This window comes from Streptomyces sp. NPDC048600 (genome assembly GCF_055587025.1).
This window is the reverse complement of the sequence record NZ_JBVJGZ010000002.1, coordinates 35,689-53,317: the sequence shown is the minus strand read 5'-3', so window position 1 is coordinate 53,317 and position 17,629 is coordinate 35,689. Positions and strand designations below refer to the sequence as shown.

The following is a 17,629-nucleotide window of genomic DNA, read 5'->3' as shown; positions in this document are numbered from 1 at the left end:
TACGGCGGTCCCCGGCCCTGCCCGGTCCTGCGAACGTGAGGCGTGTCCGGCGCCCTGCGTGCGGGGCGGTCCGTCCGAGGCGCGAGACTGTTCCCCATGAGTGAGCGCACCGCCCCGCCGAAGACCGTCCTGCTCCGCCGCGGAGAGGTCCACAGCCCCGCCGACCCCTTCGCCACCGCCATGGTCGTCGAGCGCGGCCAGGTCGCGTGGGTCGGCTCGGAGGGCGCGGCCGACGCCTTCGCCGACGGCGTCGACGAGGTGGTCGACCTGGACGGGGCGCTGGTCACCCCCGCGTTCACCGACGCCCATGTGCACACCACGGCCACCGGCCTCGCCCTGACCGGACTCGACCTGTCCGGGGCCCCTTCCCTGGAGGCCGCCCTCGGGCTGGTGCGGGAGTTCGCCGCCGCGCGTCCCGGCGACCGGGTCCTGCTGGGCCACGGCTGGGACGCCGCCCGCTGGCCCGGCGGCCGCCCCCCGACACGCGCTGAACTGGACGAGGCCACCGGGGGACGCCCTCTGTACCTCTCCCGGATCGACGTCCACTCGGCGGTCGTCACCACCGCGCTGCTCGACATGACCCCCGGCGCCGACCGCCCGGACGGCCCCCTCACCGCCGACGCCCATCACGCCGTACGGGCCACCGCGCTGTCCTCGGTCACCGGGGTGCAGCGGGCCGAGGCCCAGCGGGCGGCCCTCGCGCACGCGGCCTCCCTCGGCATCGGCTCCGTCCACGAGTGCGGCGGCCCGGAGATCTCCTCCGAGGACGACTTCACCGGCCTGCTGCGGCTGGCCGGTGAACAGCCCGGGCCGCGGGTCGTCGGCTACTGGGCGGAGAGGGACGTCACCAGGGCGCGCGAGCTGGGCGCGGCCGGGGCCGCGGGCGACCTGTTCGTGGACGGCGCCCTCGGCTCCCACACGGCCTGTCTGCACCAGCCGTACGCCGACGCGGGTCACACCGGGACCGCCTACCTCGACGCGGCGGACGTGGCCGCCCATGTGGTCGCCTGTACCGAGGCCGGGCTCCAGGCGGGCTTCCACGCCATCGGCGACGCCGCGGTCGGTGCCGTCGTGGAGGGCGTGCGCGCCGCCGCCGAGAAGGTGGGGCTCGACCGTGTCCGGGCCGCCCGGCACCGCGTCGAGCACGCCGAGATGCTCACCCCCGAGGACATCGCGGCCTTCGCCGAGCTGGGCCTGACCGCGTCCGTGCAGCCCGCCTTCGACGCGCTGTGGGGTGGCGAGGACGGCATGTACGCGCGGCGGCTGGGCGTCGAGCGCGCCCGCACCCTGAACCCGTACGCCGCCCTGCTGCGGGCCGGTGTCCCGCTCGCCCTGGGCTCCGACAGCCCGGTCACCCCGCTCGACCCGTGGGGCACGGTCCGTGCCGCCGCCTTCCACCGCACGCCCGAGCATCGTGTCTCCGTGCGCGCCGCCTTCACCGCCCACACGCGCGGCGGCTGGCGGGCGATCGGCCGGGACGACGCGGGCGTCCTGGTGCCGGGCGCCACCGCGGACTACGCCGTGTGGCGCACCGGCGAACTGGTGGTGCAGGCCCCCGACGACCGGGTCGCCCGCTGGTCCACCGACCCCCGCTCCGGCACGCCCGGCCTGCCCGACCTGACCCCCGGCCGTGAGCTGCCGGTCTGCCTGAGCACGGTCGTCGGCGGGCGGACCGTCTACGTACGGCCGGGCGAGTGATCTGCGGCGGCGGGCGGTCCGCGGACCCTGCCCGCCGCCCGCCGCCCCACCTGCGCGTCCTCCCCGCTGCCTGCCGCGCCCGGCGTGGATGCGCAGGTCAAAGGGCTGTTGACAGGCCGCGGCCCGGGGCGGGTAGGTTCTGCGAGTCCACCACAGGACCCCCGACCGGGGCACGTTCGCACACTCGCCGCCCCGCCGCTGGGTCGGGACGGTGCACCGCACGGCACCGCCACCGGGAGCCAGGCCCAGCGCCCGCGCAGCGGCGAGAGAACGTTCCGGCCGGTCGGGAGGTGTGACCCGGGTGGGGCCCGGACGCTCAGTAGACAACGGCTCTCGGTCGATCCGCAGCCAGCGGGTCCCAGGCCGGCCCGAAGGGCGCCGGGCCCCCATCCGCTGCCCCGCCGGGTCCCAGGCCCGCCCGAAGGCCGCCCGGGCCCCCTCCGCTGCCCTGCCGCCCCGGCCGCTCTTGTGACATCGCCACGAGCATACGAACGCCAGTCACGTCATCGCAGGACGCGGCCACTATGGTGGACGCCTGCGCATGGACACGAAGGGGCAGCAGTGAACGACGGCGACGCGACCGGGGCGGGACAGCTCCAGGGCAGGCGTTTCGGCCCGCTCGGTACGGCCTTGGTGATCATTCCGACCTACAACGAGGCGGAGAACATCAAGTCGATCGTGGGGCGGGTGCGGGCCGCGGTACCGGCGGCGCACGTCCTCGTGGCCGACGACAACAGCCCCGACGGCACCGGCAAGCTGGCCGACGAACTGGCCGCGGGCGACGAACAGGTCCACGTCCTGCACCGCAAGGGCAAGGAGGGCCTCGGCGCCGCCTACCTCGCGGGCTTCCGCTGGGGTCTCGAGCGGGACTACGGCGTGCTGATCGAGATGGACGCCGACGGCTCCCACCAGCCCGAGGAACTGCCCCGGCTGCTGACCGCCCTCAAGGGCGCGGACCTGGTCCTCGGGTCGCGCTGGGTGCCCGGCGGGCGCGTGGTGAACTGGCCGCGGACCCGTGAGTTCATCTCCCGGGGCGGCAGCCTCTACTCCCGTGTCCTGCTGGACGTCCCGATCCGGGACGTGACCGGCGGCTACCGCGCCTTCCGCCGCGAGACCCTCGAAGGGCTCGGCCTGGAGGAGGTCGCCTCGCAGGGCTACTGCTTCCAGGTCGACCTGGCCCGCCGCACGGTCAAGGCGGGCTACCACGTCGTCGAGGTGCCCATCACCTTCGTGGAGCGCGAGCTCGGCGACTCCAAGATGAGCCGGGACATCCTGGTCGAGGCGCTGTGGCGGGTGACGACCTGGGGCGTGGGGGAGCGGGTCGGCAAGGTCGTGCACAAGCGACGGCCGTAGCGGCCGCCGTCGGGATCCCGCCGGCGTCGACAACCCCTCGGGCCGGGCTTATCCCGGCCTGAGCCGCGTAGAGGCACACTGGACGCATGACAACAGGTGCCCCGACCCCGACCCAGCCGGCGAGGCCCCGCCGGTCCCGGCTGCGCAGGTTCCTGCCGCTGGGCATCGCCGTATGGCTGGTCCTGGAGATCTGGCTGCTCACCGTGGTCGCGGACGCGGCCGGCGGGTTCACCGTGTTCCTGCTGCTGCTCGCCGGGTTCCTGCTCGGCGCGGCGGTCGTCAAGCGGGCCGGCCGCCGGGCGTTCCAGAATCTCAACGAGGCGGTGCAGCGCGGCGGCACCCCCACGGACGGCGGTGGCAACGGCTGGATGATGCTGGGCGGCCTGCTGCTGATGCTGCCGGGTCTGATCTCCGACGTGTTCGGCCTGCTCCTGCTGATCCCGGTGGTGCAGAAGGCCGTCGGCCGTTCCGCGGAACGCACCTTCGAGCGCAAGCTGCGTACGGCCGGCGCGGGCAGTCTCGGGGACGCCTTCCAGCAGGCCCGTATGCACCGCCCCGACGGCAAGGTCGTCCAGGGCGAGGTCATCCGAGACCAGCCGAGCGGAGACACCCCGCAGGAACCGCGCCCGCCACTGACGCGCTGAGGCACCGAACATGACGAAGGCCCCCCGGTCACCGGGGGGCCTTCGTCATGTTCGCCGAGACTTCGCACTCCGGACATACGGTGTCCGGTTCGGGCATGCGCAGACCGCGGGCGCCGTACGTCGAAACGTACGGCGCCCGCGGTCATTGTCGGCATGCGCTGCCGCAGCCTGGTCCGCCGGGACCTATGCGGACTTGCGGCTGTCCCGGGGGTGAACGGCGATGTTCATCGCCCCGGAACGGAGAACCGCCAGGCGCTCCTCGAGGACCTCTTCGAGTTCCTCACGGGTGCGCCGCTCCATCAGCATGTCCCAGTGCGTACGCGCGGGCTTGGCCTTCTTCTCTTCAGGGCCGTCGCCATCCACGAGGAGTGCGGGGGCCCCGCAGACCTTGCACTCCCACTCCGGCGGGATCTCCGCCTCGACCGAGAAGGGCATCTCGAACCGGTGCCCCTTCTCGCATGCGTACTCCACGGCCTGGCGCGGGGCCAGGTCGATGCCGCGGTCCGTCTCGTAGCTGGTCACCACGAGGCGCGTGCCGCGAAGAGCTCGCTCACTCATGAATCGTGCCTCCCGGGCTTGTCGCCCACAGGACAGGTGTCGCTGTCGTCGTCATCCGGTCAACGTCCGGTCGGCGGTAAAGATTCCCGTCCCGCTTCCGTTCCGGGTCGTGCGTCGCCGTCGTAGCCGCAGCCTTGTCAACCAGTGCAGTACCCACCGGCGCCCGGTTTGTCACCTCTGCTAGGAGATGTCACCCGGCGTTTCTGAATCTTTGACGCGCAGTAACGGTACGCCTGGCAGGCCAAAGGCGTACACTACCGCCCTTTCGCCCTGAGTGCTAAATCTTCTCGGGAACGGGATTGCCCGCGTCGCCGATCGCCCGCCGCACCGGAACCCGCGCGAGCAGGACGAATCCCAGGACGAAGAAGGCCACGAGCGAGATGATCGCGTCCCGATAACTGCCTGTCAGCTGGAACGTCAGCCCGAACAGCAGCGGTCCCAGCCAGCTCATCCCGCGGTCGCTCAGCTCGTAGGCCGAGAAGTACTCGGCCTCCTTGCCGGGCGGGACCAGGTGGGAGAACAGCGAGCGGGACAGCGCCTGGCTGCCGCCCAGCACCAGCCCGATCCCGGCCGCCAGCACGAAGAACCACACCGGCTGCCCGGCGGGCAGGAAGTAGCCCGCGGCCAGGGTGACCGTCCAGGCGACCAGCGACCCGAGGATCGTCCGCTTGGCCCCGTAGACACGAGCCAGTCGGCCCAGTCCCAGCGCGCCCGCCACCGCGAGCACCTGGACGAGCAGCACCGCCGTGATGAGCGTCGACTGCTCCAGCCCCAGCTCCTCCGAGCCGTAGACCGAGGCCTGGGAGATCACCGTCTGGATACCGTCGTTGTAGACCAGATAGGCCAGCAGGAAGCCCAGCGTCAGCGGATGGCGGCGCATGTCGCGGACCGTGGCGGCCAGCTGCCTCAGACCCGGGGCGGTCGCCTCGCGCGCCGGGGTGCGGCGGTCGCGCAGCCGGCGCAGCGGGATCAGCGCGAAGGCGCCCCACCACAGGCCGGCCGAGGCCAGACAGATCCGCACCGCCATGCCCTCGGACAGGCCGAAGCTGTCGTGGGCGAGATAGAGGACGAGATCGGCGACCAGCACCAGGGCGCCGGCCGCGTAGCCGAACGCCCAGCCCCGCGAGGAGACCCTGTCCCGCTCCTCGGGGGTGGCGATCTGCGGCAGATAGGAGTTGTAGAGCATCATCGCGACGGACTGCGCGGCGTTCGCGACGATCAGCAGGGCGCCGCCGAGCAGATAGCGGTCGCCGTCCAGGAAGAACATCCCGGCCGTCGCCCCGGCCCCGATGTACGCGGCCACCCCCAGCAGCGGCTTCTTGCGGCCGGTGCGGTCCGCGGCGGCGCCCACCAGCGGCATCGCCAGCACGGAGACGATCACCGAGAGGGACACGGCGTAGGGGAAGAACGCTCCTGCGCGCACCGGGATGCCGAGCGGATGCACGAACCCGTCGGCGCCCGCCGCGTTCTCGGCCACCGAGGTCAGATAGGGGCCGAGGAACACGGTGAGCACACTGGTCGAGTAGACCGAGCACGCCCAGTCGTAGAAGTACCAGCCGCGCTGTTCGCGCCGCCGGTCCGCGGCCTCGTCGACGGCCGCCGTCCCCACGGTGTCGGTCCCCACGCGCGCCCTCACTTCCAGGTACTCACGCCGCGCGCGGGCGCCGTCCGGGGCGTCAGACCCAGACGCCCCGGTCCTCCATGACCTTGCGCAGTGTGTCGATGTGATCGGTCATGATGCCATCGACACCGAGGTCCAGGAGCCTGTGCATCCGCTCGGGTTCGTTGATCGTCCACACATGCACCTGGAGGCCGCGTGCGTGGGCCGCGCGGACGAAGCGGTGGTCGACCACCTTGACGCCCGACTGGGACTCAGGAACCTGCGCCGCGACCGCCGAGGCGCGCAGCCCCACGGGCACGCCCCAGGAGCGCAGCCGCAGGTTCAGCACCCCGCGCGTGCCGAACGAGGTGGCCAGGCGCGGTCCGGCCAGCCGCTGGGCACGCACCACCCGCGCCTCGGAGAAGGACCCGACACAGATCCGGTCCCAGGCGTCGGTGCGATCGATCAGCTCCAGGAAGGGGCGCAGCGCCGGCTCCGCCTTGAGGTCGACGTTCCAGCGCACCTGCGGGAACTCCTTCAGGAGCTCCTCGAACAGCGGCACCGGCTCCTGCCCCGCCACCCGCGCCCGCCTGACCTCGGCCAGCGTCAGGTCCCCGATCCGCCCCGCTCCGTCGGTCACCCGGTCCAGCGTCGAGTCGTGGAAGGCCACGATGCTGCCGTCCCGCGTGGCGTGGACGTCCGTCTCGATGTACCGGTAGCCCAGCTCGACCGCGCGCCGGAACTGGAGCGTGGTGTTCTCCAGGCCGTCGGCCGCCCCGCCCCGGTGGGCGAAGGGTATGGGGCCGGGGTGGTCGAGGTACGGGTGGCGTATACGGGTGCTGGTCACGGACGCAGTATGGCTCCTCGGGGTTGACCGGTGGCAACGACCGTGCTGCCGTCCGATGCCGGGGGAACGGCGAAGACACGCAGGAAGAACTGGGCCAGCGGGCCGATGGACAGCGCGTACAGCAGCGTGCCGACGCCGATGGTGCCGCCCAGCGCGAAGCCGGACACCACGACTGCGACCTCGATCGCGGTGCGCATCAGCCGGATCGAGCGGCCCGTGCGCCGGTGCAGTCCGGTCATCAGCCCGTCGCGCGGGCCGGGGCCGAAGCGGGCGGCGATGTACAGGCCGGTGGCGACACCGTTGAGCAGGACACCGGCCAGCATCAGGGGCACCCGGACGGTCAGCCCGTGGACCTCGGGGAGGGCCGCGAGGGTGGCGTCCATGGCGATGCCCACCACGAAAACGTTGGAGACCGTGCCGAGTCCCGGCCGCTGGCGCAGCGGGATCCACAGCAGCAGCACCGCCGCGCCCACCACGATCGACACCACGCCGATCGTCAGGCCGGTCAGCTCGGCCAGGCCCTGGTGCAGGACGTTCCACGGCTCCAGCCCCAGGCCCGACTCCACCAGGAGGGCGGAGCTGGCGCCGTACAGGGCGAGGCCGGTGTAGAGCTGGATCAGGCGGCGGACGAGCCCGCTCCGAGTGGCGCCTTTCGTGTGCAAGATGTCCCCCTGGTGGTGGAAGTGGCCTGGCGCATGACACTCTGTGGCTTGGGAACCAGTGCCATCCATGGCCAATTCCGGGAAGGTGGACTGAAAAGCATGGCCCAGTGGACCTCCGCCGTCGGGGCGGCCCAGCTCGCCCGGCTCCTCAAGTCGCAGCAGGAGCGCCCCGCGGGCCCCGGCACCCGCCGCCCGCCCGCCTACCGCGCCCTCGCCGACGGCATCCGGCTGCTGGTGCTGGAGGGCCGCGTCCCGGTGGCCGCCCGGCTGCCCGCCGAACGGGAACTGGCCCTCTCGCTGTCCGTCAGCCGCACCACCGTCGCGGGCGCCTACGAGGCGCTGCGCGCCGAGGGCTTCCTGGAGTCCCGGCGCGGCGCGGGCAGCTGGACCGCCGTGCCCGCCGGGAATCCGCTGCCCGCGCGGGGCCTGGAGCCGCTGCCGCCCGAGGCGCTCGGCTCGGTGATCGACCTCGGCTGCGCCGCCCTGCCCGCCCCCGAGCCCTGGCTCACCCGCGCCGTCCAGGGCGCTCTGGAGGAGCTGCCGCCGTACGCCCACACGCACGGCGACTACCCCGCCGGGCTGCCCGCGCTGCGCGCGATGATCGCCGAGCGGTACAGCGCGTGCGGCATCCCGACCATGCCCGAGCAGATCATGGTGACGACCGGCGCGATGGGCGCCATCGACGCCATCTGCCATCTCTTCGGCGGCCGCGGCGAGCGCATCGCGGTCGAGTCGCCCTCCTACGCCAACATCCTCCAGCTCATGCGGGAGGCCGGGGCCCGCCTGGTGCCCGTCGCGATGGCCGAGGGGCTGACCGGCTGGGACATGGACCGCTGGCGCCAGGTACTGCGCGAGGCCGCGCCGCGCATCGCGTACGTCGTCGCCGACTTCCACAACCCGACCGGTGCCCTGGCCGACGAGGACCAGCGCCGTCAGCTGGTGGAGGCCGCCCGCTCGGCGGGGACCGTGCTGGTCGCCGACGAGACGATGACCGAGCTGTGGCTGGACGAGGAGATCGCCGCGGCCATGCCGCGTCCCGTGTGCAGCTTCGACCCCGCCGGGTCGACCGTGATCACCGTCGGCTCGGCCAGCAAGGCCTTCTGGGCCGGTATGCGCATCGGCTGGGTGCGCGCCGCCCCGGACGTCATCCGCAGCCTGGTCGCCGCCCGCGCCTACGCCGACCTGGGCACGCCCGTGCTGGAGCAGCTCGCCGTGAACTGGCTGTTCAGCACCGGCGGCTGGGAGTCCGCCGTCGAGGTGCGCCGCGCCCAGGCCAGGGAGAACCGGGACGCGCTGGTCACGGCGGTCCGGCGGGAGCTGCCGGACTGGGAGTTCGAGGTGCCGCAGGGCGGTCTGACCCTCTGGGTGCGCGCCGGTGGCCTGTCGGGGTCGCGGCTCGCCGAGGCGGGGGAGCGGGTCGGCGTACGGGTGCCGTCGGGGCCGCGGTTCGGGGTCGACGGCGCGTTCGAGGGCTATGTGCGGCTGCCGTTCACCGTCGGCGGAGCCGTCGCGGAGGAGGCGGCGGTACGGCTGGCCGCGGCGGCCCGGCTGGTGGAGAGCGGGGCGACTGCGGGCGCCGAGGCGCCCAGGACCTTCGTGGCCTGAGGCCCGGAACGACAGGAGAGCCGGGGCGGGGGGACCCGTCCCGGCTCTCGGCTGTGCGGCGTCGGCTCAGCTCTCCGCGGCCATGGCCTCCGTCGGCACCTTGTTGACGGCCGCCTCGCCGATCGGCACCTTCTCGACCGGCACCTTCGTGACGGGCACCTTCTCGAAGGGAGTGTTGTCGGCCGAGGCGCCGGCCAGGGAGACCATGGCCACGGGCACGCTCTCCACGGGGACCTTCTCGACGGGCAGCACGGGGATCTTCCCGGCCGGCGTCACCGGGACCGCCATCGGTTCCGGCGGGGCGTCCGCCGGTCCCGGCCGCGCGTCCGCCCGCTCCGGCGGGACGTCCACCGGTTCCGGCTGCCCGTCCACCTGCTCCGGCAGAGCCTCCGCGGGCATCTGCTCCGGCAGAGCCTCCGCGGGCCCCTGCTCCGGTACGGCGTCCGCGTCCTGCGGGCGGGGCGGCAGCAGGTCGATGACGGCCTGGCGGTGGGCGTCGCTGGTGGCGTCGTCGTAGGGGTCGGGCGTGGCGGGCACCTGGAGCCTGAGCACCGGGCCGGTGCCCAGACGGGCGTAGCCGCGGCCGGGCGGCACCTGGGGGACGGGCGTGGTGTGCGGCGGAGCTCCCAGCACCGACCGGAGCTGCTCGGCGGTGGCCGGTCCGAGCACGACACGCGCGCGCGTGTGCTGTCGTACGGCGTCGCCGAGCAGGTCGAGATGGTCGAACTGTTCGGCCACCACCACGGTCACCTGGGCGGCGCGGCCGTGCCGCAGCGGCAGCTGGAGCAGGGACAGCGGGTCCGGCCGCCCTTCGGCGGGGACATGACCGAGCGCTCCGGGGCGGTCCAGCAGGATCCACAGCGGACGCCGGGTGTCCTCGGGCGGCGGCTGTCCGGCCTGACGGGCGCGGTTCAGCTCGATGAGCCGGCGTTCGGTCTCGTGCGCCGCCCACTCCAGGGCGGCCAGCGCCCCGGACGCGCCGCACTCGACCGCGAGGACGCCCTCGCGGCCGGTGAGACAGGCGTACTCGCCGGTGCTGCCGCCCTCGACGATCAGTACGTCGCCGTACTGGAGCGCCTGGAGGGCGATCGAGCGGACGAGGGTGGAGGTGCCGCTGCCGGGCTGGCCCACGGCCAGCAGATGCGGCTCGGTGGAGCGGATGCCGGTCCGCCACACGACGGGCGGGACGTCGCGCCGCTCCTCCCCGTGGGTGAGGGGGAGCGTGCGCGGGACCTCGCCGGGATCGGTGAAGCCGAGGACCGTCTCGCCGGGTGAGGTGACGAACCGCTGGGCGGCGATGTCGGTGGGCAGCGGGGCCAGCACGGTGACCGTGAGCTGGTTGCCCTCCTCGTCCCAGAGGAAGTGGTACTCGCGGCCGCGCCCCGACTTGGCGGTGAGCAGCTGCTCGATCCGGGTCCGGGCGGCCGGTTCGCCGTCCGTGAAGTACGCCGGGTAGCGGACCACGAGGTGGCTGATCCGGCCCGAGTCGTCGAACTCGAAGCCGGACAGTCCCTTCTCCCAGTCGCCGCCGTGGGTGTACAGCGGGTCCGGGTCCTCGGCGGCCGAGAAATAGGGGACCAGGGCCTCGTAGAGCGCCTGGAGGCGCTCCGTCTGGGACTCGTCGGGGCCCTCGGGGGCGGGCGGGGTGCGGTCCCTGCCGTGCCAGGCCGCGGCCGCCATCAGGGTGATGACGGCCAGCAGCGGGCCGTACGGCACCAGCGCGACGACCAGGACCACCGACGCCACCAGGAACAGCAGCGGTCCGCGTTTGTCCTTGGGGGTCTCGGTCCACCTGCGCCGTCCGGCGGATGCCAGCCGGCGCAGACCGCGGGTGATCGTGATCAGCGGATGGAGGACGTCGGTGGCGCTGTCGGCCGCCGTCCGGGCCAGCTCCCGGCTCCGGGCGATCTGTGTGCTGCCTGTGCTCAGGATGCGGGGGAGGGGGCGCCGGGCCACTTCTGTCTCCTGATGGTGCGTACGGACGGGAACTGCGGCGTCAGAACTTGATGCCGCCGAGCAGGCTCGCCAGGCTCTCGCCGCCTGCCTTGATGCTCGGCGCGATGGCCGTACTGGCCAGATAGAAGCCGAAGAGGGCCGCCACGAGGGCGTGCGACGCCTTGAGTCCGTCCTTCTTGAAGAAGAGGAAGACGATGATGCCGAGCAGGACCACGCCAGACATGGACAGGATCATTTGAGTTCTCCTGGTTCGCGGGGACAGTCACCATGAGTACTTCCAGGCTCACAGGATGTATCCATACGATAAAAGGTGCAAATGAGGGAAATTCTCAATATTTCCCCCAGATGGCGGAGTCATGGAGGCGTCGCCTGAGCAGGCAAGTTGCGTCGAACGGGTCTCGCGGTGATCTTTGCCTCGGGCGGCTCCGGTCATGTGCGCCCGTAGCCAGTACCCTGGCGATTCACCTGAACGGCTGTAAGGAAGGGCGGACCGGCCCATGAGTGAAGCCCCCGACCCCGAGGTCGTGGAGCTCGCGACCAAGATCTTCGATCTGGCCCGGCGGGGGCGGACCGAGGCACTCGTGGCGTATCTGGACGCGGGAGTTCCGGCCAACCTCACCAATGACCGCGGCGACTCCCTCGTGATGCTCGCCGCCTACCACGGCCACGCGGACGCGGTGCGCGAGCTGCTCGCCCGCGGGGCCGAGGCGGACCGCATCAACGACCGAGGCCAGACCCCGCTCGCGGGGGCGGTCTTCAAGGGGGAGGAGGCTGTGATCCGGGTCCTCCTGGAGAACGGCGCCGACCCGGCAGCGGGTACGCCGTCGGCCGTCGACACCGCACGTATGTTCGGTAAGGCGGACTTGCTCACACTGTTCGGAGCGCACTAATCCGAACGCCCTGACCAGGGAATACAGGGTCCCTGGCGGGTTACGCAACGGAATACGGGGGAGGCGGTACAAGGCCGCCGGATATTTCGGTCGCGGCATCGAAGAGCGCCGAGTCATCATGACGTCGTGATTCACGGACGCGATGGCTGGGCAGGTGTTGCCGCACCGCGCGGGCCGTGATGCGGTCCGCATGGGCCACCGACGAGAGGCAGAGGAAGATGGTCTACAGCAAGCATGAGACGGCGGGCGCCCCGACGTGTTGTCACGCGGCCAGGTAAAGCACGTTTCCCGGTTGCGTCGACGCTTGATGTGAGGCTGTTTCCCATGTTCGATCCGGTCATAGCGCCCAGCGGCACGCTGCTCGGCCTGCTTCAGCGGGGCCGCGGCGACGGCACACTGCACGCGCTCACCGCCCCGCGCGCCGAGGCACTCGCGGCGCTCAACCACTGTGTGGTGCGCGACCCCCGCCACGACTGGCAGGTGGAGAACCGCTCCCTGTACTACGCCCGTCTGTACCTCGACCTGGGCGGCGAACTCGACACCATCGAGGCCCATCTCTTCGACCCCGAGGACGTCCTCGACACCGAGGACTGCCGCACCGGCCTCGCCCTCGCGGTCCTCGGCCATCTCGCCTCCTACGGCAGGCGCGACGCGCTCGAACTGCTGCGCAGGTACGCCGCCCACGGCACCAACTGGGCCTGGGCCCTGGACGAACTCGCCCTGCGTGACGACGACGCCGGACTGCGCTCGCTCGCCGCTCCCGTGCTCGCCCGCTTCCCGCGCGATCCCGAGGGCGACGCCGAACTGGCCGTCACCGTGCGCGACGCCTTCGAGCCACGGCCCTGGCGGCTGTGGGCCGACGACTCCCGCGACTGGATCGCCACGCGCGTGCGTGCCGCCCAGGAGACCGGCTGCTTCGACCGCTGGCAGCGCCAGATGCGGCCGTCCGGGCCACGCCCGGGTTGGAGCGTCCAGGCGGTGTTCGACTGGGCCCAGCAGGGCATCGAACGCGGCACCGCCCTGCATGTCCCCGCCGCCCGCTGCCTCAGCGCCGTGGCCGGGCCCGAGGACCGCCCCGAGATCCTCGAAGCCGCCCGGACCGGCACCGAAGGTGCCCGCTGCACCGCCCTGCGCTATCTCGCGGACAGCGACGACCCCGCCGCCCTCGACCTGATCGAGCAGGCCGTCATCACCGGCCCCACGCCGGTCGTGGAGGCCGCCGTCGAGTCCTACGAGCGGATGGGCAGCGTCGCCGCCGTGGAGCGCGCCCGCCGCTGGGCCCACCGGCCCGACCCGCTCGGCGCCGCCGCCGGACGGATGCTCGCCTGCCGGGGCGGGGCCCAGGACAAGGACCTGGTCCTCGGCGCCCTGCGCGAGGCCGTACGGGGCGAGGGGCCCGACGGGCCCACCCTGTGGACCCTGGTCGACGGCACCGGCCGGCTCGGCATCGCCTGCGCCGCCCCCGTCCTGCGCCATGTCTACCGCGAGACGGCGTCCTCCCATCTGCGGGGCCGGGCCGCCCGCGCCCTCGCCGCCACCGACCCCGCCTTCGCCGCAGGATTCGCCGTCGAATGCCTGTGGGACTGCGAGGAGAGCACCCGCGAGATCGCCGCGCGGCACGCCGAGACCGGTGACACCCGCGTGGTCGACCGGCTCCGCCGGCTCGCCGCCGACCCGGCCGAGGAGGCCGAGGTCCAGACCGCCGTACGCAGCCGTATCGGCACCGAGACACCCCCGGCCTGAGCCCGGGCACCGGTACGGGGCATGTGACGCCTTTGGCCGGAAAACCCCGTACGAGCAACACAACGGGCGGTTCCCGGCCCGCCGGGTGAACAAGGGATGACCCGCGGGTCAGGCGCGCATGGACGCCGCCTGACCCGCTCGGGTGTGCAGCTCAACGCTCATGGGACGTTTTCGAACCGGAAAGATCCACGTTGACGCGTCCACGTCCGGTACGGCGACAACACCCGTATGCGTGTCGTCATCGTGACCGAATCCTTTCCCCCCGATGTGAACGGCGTGGCCCACTGCGCGCTCCAGACCGCCCGGCACCTCGTCGACCGCGGTCACGCTCCCCTCGTCGTCGCACCGGCCACCGCCGCCGGTACCGGACCCGAGGCCGACGCCCATGCGCCGTGCCCCGTCGTCCGCATCCCGTCACTTCCGCTCCCGGGCTACCCCCAGGTCCGCGTCGCCCTCCCCAGCCGACGCGTCGCGGGCGCCATCGCCGACCACCGCGCGGACATCGTCCACCTGGCCAGCCCCTTCGTCCTCGGCGTCCGCGGCATGTCCGCCGCCGCCAGGCTCGGCGTGCCCGCCGTCGCCGTCTACCAGACCGACCTCGCGGCCTACGCCCGCACCTACATCAGCGCCGGTGAGGCGGCCGCCTGGCGGCGTATCCGCTCGGTGCACGCCGCCGCCGACATCACCCTCGCGCCCTCCAGCCACTCCCGTGGCGACCTGGAGGCCCACGGCGTGCCCCGCGTGCACCTGTGGCCGCGCGGCGTCGACACGGTCCGCTTCAAGCCCGAGCTGCGCGACGAGAACCTGCGCCGCGAACTCGCCCCGAACGGCGAACTGATCGTCGGCTACGTCGGCAGGCTCGCCCCCGAGAAGCAGGTCGAACTCCTCGCCGGGGCCTGCGCCCTGCCCGGCGTACGCGTCGTGGTCGTCGGGGACGGGCCCAGCCGGGCCCACCTGGCCGAGGCCCTGCCCGGCGCCGTCTTCCTCGGCCGCCGCACCGGCGACGACCTGGCGAGGATCTTCGCCTCGCTGGACGTCTTCGCGCACACCGGCCCGTTCGAGACGTTCTGCCAGACCGTGCAGGAGGCCATGGCCAGCGGCGTGCCCGTCGTCGCCCCCGCCGTCGGCGGCCCCCTGGACCTCGTCGACCACGGCCGCACCGGGCTGCTGGTCCCGCCCCGCGACGCCGACGCCGTACGCGACGCCGTCGTGCGGCTGGCCGCCGACCCCGCCGCACGCGCCGCCTACGGCGCCGCCGGACGGGCCACCGTCGAGGGCCGCACCTGGGCCGCCGTCGGCGACCGGCTGATCGGGCACTACGAGAACGTGCTGCTCGCCCGGAAGGCGGTGCTGGCGGCATGACCGGTCAGTCGCTGCGGATCGTGCGCGTGGCGAACTTCGTCGCCCCCGCCTCCGGCGGCCTGCGCACGGCCCTGCGCGAGCTGGGCAAGGGCTTCAGGGCCGCCGGTCACGAGCCGGTGCTCGTCGTACCCGGCGACCGGCACACCGACCAGGACACCGAGCAGGGCCGCGTGATCACCCTGCCCGGCCCGATGCTGCCCGGCACCGGCGGCTACCGCGTCCTCACCGACAAACGGCGCGTCGCCGCCGTCCTGGAGGACCTCGCCCCGGACCGCCTGGAGGTCTCCGACCGCACCACCCTGCGCTGGACCGGCCGCTGGGCCCGCCGTGCCCGGGTGCCCTCGGTGATGGTCTCCCACGAGACCGCCGACGGCGTGCTGCGCACCTGGGGCCTGCCGGAGCGGCTCTCCCGGCGGGCCGCGGACTCCCTCAACGTCCGCACCGCGCACGTCTACTCCAAGGTCGTGTGCACCACCGAGTTCGCCGAGCGGGAGTTCGTCCGCATCGGCGCCCGCAACGTCGTACGGGCCCCGCTGGGTGTGGATCTCATCGCCCGCCACCCGGCCCTGCGCTCGGCGGCCCTGCGGGCCCGCTACGCGCGCGTGGACGAAACGCTGCTGGTGATGTGCTCCCGGCTGTCGGTGGAGAAGCGGCCCGGGACCGCTCTCGACGCCCTGGAGGCGCTGCGCCGCCGCGGGGTGCCCGCGGTGCTGGTCGTCGCCGGGGACGGGCCGCTGAAGCCGCGCCTGGAGCAGCGGGCGCGCGAACACGGCCTGCCGGTGACCTTCCTCGGCCATGTCTCCGACAGCGGGCTGCTCGGCGCGCTCCAGGCCTCCGCCGACGTGTGCGTGGCGCCCGGACCGGCCGAGACCTTCGGGCTCGCCGCCCTGGAGGCGATGGCCTGCGGCACGCCCGTGGCCGTCAGCGCCACCTCCGCGCTGCCCGAGGTGATCGGCTCCGCCGGGGCCGCCGCCGCCGACCACGGGGACGCCTTCGCGAAGGCCGTCGCCGGCCTGCTCGACCGACCCGACACCGAACGCCGGGAGGCCGCACGCGCGCGTGCCGAGTGCTTCGGCTGGGGCACCGCGGTGGAGGCCTTCCTCGCCGCGCACGAGGCGAGCGTCCTCGCGCCCGGGGACCCGGTCCTGCCCGGAGGCACGGCATGAGACCCGTCCGTTTCGTGGCACTCGGGGACTCTCTCACCGCAGGCGTGGGCGACCGGGTGGCGGACGGGTGGCGCGGCTGGGCCGCGCTGCTCGCCGACGGACTCGACCCGGAGGCCGTGGAGTTCACCAACCTCGCCGTCAGCGGGGCGCAGACCCGCGACATCGTGGAGTCACAGCTGCCCGTCGCGCTGGGCCTGAAGCCGGACCTCGCCTCGGTCCTCATCGGGGTGAACGACACCCTGCGCTGCACCTTCGACATCCACGCCGTCGCCGCCCGTCTCGACCGGGCGTACGCGGCGTTCGCCGAGCAGGGCACGGTCGTCCTCACCGCCTGTCTGCCCGACCCGGGGGCGATGCTCGGACTGCCCGGCTCGCTGGCCCGCCCGCTGGCCCGGCGCCAGCGGGCGGTCAACACCGTCGTGCACGCCCTGTCCGAGCGGTACGGGGCCCTGCATCTGCACGCCAGTGAGGGCGGCTGGCTGACCGACCGGGCCCTGTGGAGCGCGGACCGGCTGCACCCGGGCGAGCGCGGGCACCGCCAGATCGCCCTGCGCTTCCACGAACTGCTCGTCGAGGCGGGCCTCGCCGACGGGAAACCGCCGGAGGCGGAACCTCAGCTCGCGGCACCCACCCGGGTGGCCAGCCTGCTGTGGCTGGCCACCGCGGGCACCGCGTGGGTGGCCCGGCGCTGCACCGACCTGCTGCCGCAGCTGCTGCGCCTGGCGGCCGACGAGACGCGTCACCGTGTCCGCGGTACCAGCGCCCGGCTCGACCTGGGCGCCGCCCACGCGGTGGCCATGGCCCTGGCCGCGCTGTCGGTGGGGGACGGGCCGGAGCCGGAGGCCGCGTAGGACGGTCGGCCGAGGGGCGTCCGCACCGGTCCGGGCCGGTGGGGGCGCCCCTTGCCGTTCGCGGGGACGGCCCGGGCGGTTCGGTGGCGACTCGACGGTGGTTCGGGGGTGGCTCAGTTGCGGCGTGCCAGCGCGCCGGCGGTTCAGCGGTGGCTCATTTGCGGCGTGCCAGCGCGCCGGTAGTTCGGCGGTGGCTCATTTGCGGCGTACGGGCACGAACCGTACCGGCGTGCCGGGTGCCGCCTGCGCGGCGGCCGGGAGGTCGGCGGCGCGGACGACGGCGGCGACCGGGTAGCCGCCGGTGGTGGGGTGGTCGGCGAGAAACACCACAGGCCTGCCGTCCGGCGGTACCTGGACCGCGCCGAGCACCATGCCCTCGCTCGCCAGCTCACCCGCGCGGGCCCGCTCCAGGGCGGGCCCCTCGGTGCGCAGCCCGATGCGGTTGCTCGCCGCGGAGACGCGGTACGCACGCGTGGTGAGGTCGCGCAGCGCCCGCGCGGTGAACCAGTCGTCGCGCGGGCCCGGGGTCACCCGCAGCACCAGCTCGGCGGGCGGGGCGGGCTGCGGGGGGGGGGGGGAGGGGGGAGGGGGGGGGGGGGAGGGGAGGGGGGGGGGGGGGGGGGGGGGGGGGGGGGGAGGGGGGGGGGGGGGGGGTGGGGTGGGGGGGGGGGGGGGGGGGGGAAGGGGAAGAGTA

General features: G+C 73.7%; 15 protein-coding genes and 1 pseudogene. 9 read left to right on the top strand and 7 right to left on the bottom strand.

Features of this window, described 5'->3' with window-relative positions; all coding sequences use genetic code 11:
* Positions 1-96 precede the first annotated feature (96 nt).
* The 3 genes from ACZ6SQ_RS02375 (at position 97) to fxsA (ending at position 3,695) form a co-directional block, all read left to right on the top strand.
* On the top strand, positions 97-1,698 hold the full coding sequence (locus ACZ6SQ_RS02375) for an amidohydrolase (RefSeq protein WP_469555867.1): 1,602 nt from the start codon (positions 97-99) through the stop codon (positions 1,696-1,698).
* Between the two features lie 561 nt (positions 1,699-2,259).
* On the top strand, positions 2,260-3,051 hold the full coding sequence (locus tag ACZ6SQ_RS02370) for a polyprenol monophosphomannose synthase (RefSeq protein ID WP_469555864.1): 792 nt from the start codon (positions 2,260-2,262) through the stop codon (positions 3,049-3,051).
* Between the two features lie 86 nt (positions 3,052-3,137).
* Entirely contained in the window at positions 3,138-3,695 is a 558-nt protein-coding gene (gene fxsA, locus ACZ6SQ_RS02365) for an FxsA family membrane protein (protein WP_469555862.1), read from the top strand.
* Between the two features lie 183 nt (positions 3,696-3,878).
* Here fxsA and ACZ6SQ_RS02360 read toward each other — a convergent pair whose 3' ends face one another.
* The 4 genes from ACZ6SQ_RS02360 to yczE form a co-directional block, all read right to left on the bottom strand.
* Positions 3,879-4,253, bottom strand: coding sequence for an RNA polymerase-binding protein RbpA (locus ACZ6SQ_RS02360; protein ID WP_009187548.1), 375 nt, complete (start codon positions 4,251-4,253; stop codon positions 3,879-3,881).
* Positions 4,254-4,530: 277 nt separating this feature from the next.
* A complete protein-coding gene (locus ACZ6SQ_RS02355) occupies positions 4,531-5,877 on the bottom strand; it encodes an MFS transporter (protein WP_469555859.1) in 1,347 nt (448 codons plus the stop codon).
* A 52-nt stretch (positions 5,878-5,929) separates the two neighbouring features.
* Entirely contained in the window at positions 5,930-6,700 is a 771-nt protein-coding gene (locus ACZ6SQ_RS02350) for a glycerophosphodiester phosphodiesterase (RefSeq protein ID WP_469555855.1), read from the bottom strand.
* The gene (yczE, locus tag ACZ6SQ_RS02345; RefSeq protein ID WP_469555852.1) at positions 6,697-7,362 is read right to left on the bottom strand and encodes a membrane protein YczE; all 666 of its coding nucleotides are present in this window, start codon (positions 7,360-7,362) and stop codon (positions 6,697-6,699) included. The genes ACZ6SQ_RS02350 and yczE overlap by 4 nt, the downstream gene beginning before the upstream one ends.
* A gap of 99 nt (positions 7,363-7,461) precedes the next feature.
* On the opposite strand from yczE, the gene ACZ6SQ_RS02340 reads away from it, so the two are divergent.
* Complete coding sequence (locus ACZ6SQ_RS02340; RefSeq protein WP_469555849.1) at positions 7,462-8,967, top strand: SCO1417 family PLP biosynthesis transcription factor; 1,506 nt, start codon at positions 7,462-7,464, stop codon at positions 8,965-8,967.
* Positions 8,968-9,033: 66 nt separating this feature from the next.
* On the opposite strand, the gene ACZ6SQ_RS02335 is transcribed toward ACZ6SQ_RS02340, so the two are convergent.
* The gene (locus ACZ6SQ_RS02335) at positions 9,034-10,923 is read right to left on the bottom strand and encodes an ATP-binding protein (RefSeq protein WP_469555847.1); all 1,890 of its coding nucleotides are present in this window, start codon (positions 10,921-10,923) and stop codon (positions 9,034-9,036) included.
* Between the two features lie 40 nt (positions 10,924-10,963).
* Positions 10,964-11,158 (bottom strand): hypothetical protein, encoded by a 195-nt coding sequence (locus ACZ6SQ_RS02330; protein ID WP_356694637.1) that lies wholly within the window; start codon positions 11,156-11,158, stop codon positions 10,964-10,966.
* 262 nt (positions 11,159-11,420) lie between these two features.
* Here ACZ6SQ_RS02330 and ACZ6SQ_RS02325 point away from each other — a divergent pair, with 262 nt between their 5' ends.
* The 5 genes from ACZ6SQ_RS02325 to ACZ6SQ_RS02305 all read left to right on the top strand — a co-directional run bounded on the left by ACZ6SQ_RS02325 (position 11,421) and on the right by ACZ6SQ_RS02305 (position 16,935).
* Positions 11,421-11,813, top strand: a complete 393-nt coding sequence (locus ACZ6SQ_RS02325; protein WP_469555844.1) for an ankyrin repeat domain-containing protein — start codon at positions 11,421-11,423, stop codon at positions 11,811-11,813.
* A 324-nt stretch (positions 11,814-12,137) separates the two neighbouring features.
* The gene (locus ACZ6SQ_RS02320) at positions 12,138-13,556 is read left to right on the top strand and encodes a HEAT repeat domain-containing protein (RefSeq protein ID WP_469555842.1); all 1,419 of its coding nucleotides are present in this window, start codon (positions 12,138-12,140) and stop codon (positions 13,554-13,556) included.
* Positions 13,557-13,784: 228 nt separating this feature from the next.
* A complete protein-coding gene (locus tag ACZ6SQ_RS02315) occupies positions 13,785-14,918 on the top strand; it encodes a glycosyltransferase family 4 protein (protein WP_469555840.1) in 1,134 nt (377 codons plus the stop codon).
* Entirely contained in the window at positions 14,915-16,084 is a 1,170-nt protein-coding gene (locus ACZ6SQ_RS02310; RefSeq protein WP_469555839.1) for a glycosyltransferase, read from the top strand. Before ACZ6SQ_RS02315 ends, ACZ6SQ_RS02310 begins: the two co-directional genes overlap by 4 nt.
* Positions 16,081-16,935: an SGNH/GDSL hydrolase family protein gene (locus ACZ6SQ_RS02305; protein WP_469555837.1), complete on the top strand. Its 855-nt coding sequence runs from the start codon at positions 16,081-16,083 to the stop codon at positions 16,933-16,935. Before ACZ6SQ_RS02310 ends, ACZ6SQ_RS02305 begins: the two co-directional genes overlap by 4 nt.
* A gap of 195 nt (positions 16,936-17,130) precedes the next feature.
* Here ACZ6SQ_RS02305 and ACZ6SQ_RS02300 read toward each other — a convergent pair.
* Positions 17,131-17,526 (bottom strand): annotated as a pseudogene (locus ACZ6SQ_RS02300) (5-oxoprolinase subunit C family protein); the annotation flags it as partial.
* Positions 17,527-17,629 lie beyond the last annotated feature (103 nt).

Bases quoted from the DNA above. Each gene is read 5' to 3' on its own strand.
- ACZ6SQ_RS02375 (WP_469555867.1), top strand. From the start codon at position 97: ATGAGTGAGCGCACCGCCCCGCCGAAGACCGTCCTGCTCCGCCGCGGA.
- fxsA (WP_469555862.1), top strand. From the start codon at position 3,138: ATGACAACAGGTGCCCCGACCCCGACCCAGCCGGCGAGGCCCCGCCGG.
- ACZ6SQ_RS02360 (WP_009187548.1), bottom strand. From the start codon at position 4,253: ATGAGTGAGCGAGCTCTTCGCGGCACGCGCCTCGTGGTGACCAGCTAC.
- ACZ6SQ_RS02340 (WP_469555849.1), top strand. From the start codon at position 7,462: ATGGCCCAGTGGACCTCCGCCGTCGGGGCGGCCCAGCTCGCCCGGCTC.
- ACZ6SQ_RS02330 (WP_356694637.1), bottom strand. From the start codon at position 11,158: ATGATCCTGTCCATGTCTGGCGTGGTCCTGCTCGGCATCATCGTCTTC.
- ACZ6SQ_RS02325 (WP_469555844.1), top strand. From the start codon at position 11,421: ATGAGTGAAGCCCCCGACCCCGAGGTCGTGGAGCTCGCGACCAAGATC.
- ACZ6SQ_RS02320 (WP_469555842.1), top strand. From the start codon at position 12,138: ATGTTCGATCCGGTCATAGCGCCCAGCGGCACGCTGCTCGGCCTGCTT.
- ACZ6SQ_RS02315 (WP_469555840.1), top strand. From the start codon at position 13,785: ATGCGTGTCGTCATCGTGACCGAATCCTTTCCCCCCGATGTGAACGGC.
- ACZ6SQ_RS02310 (WP_469555839.1), top strand. From the start codon at position 14,915: ATGACCGGTCAGTCGCTGCGGATCGTGCGCGTGGCGAACTTCGTCGCC.
- ACZ6SQ_RS02305 (WP_469555837.1), top strand. From the start codon at position 16,081: ATGAGACCCGTCCGTTTCGTGGCACTCGGGGACTCTCTCACCGCAGGC.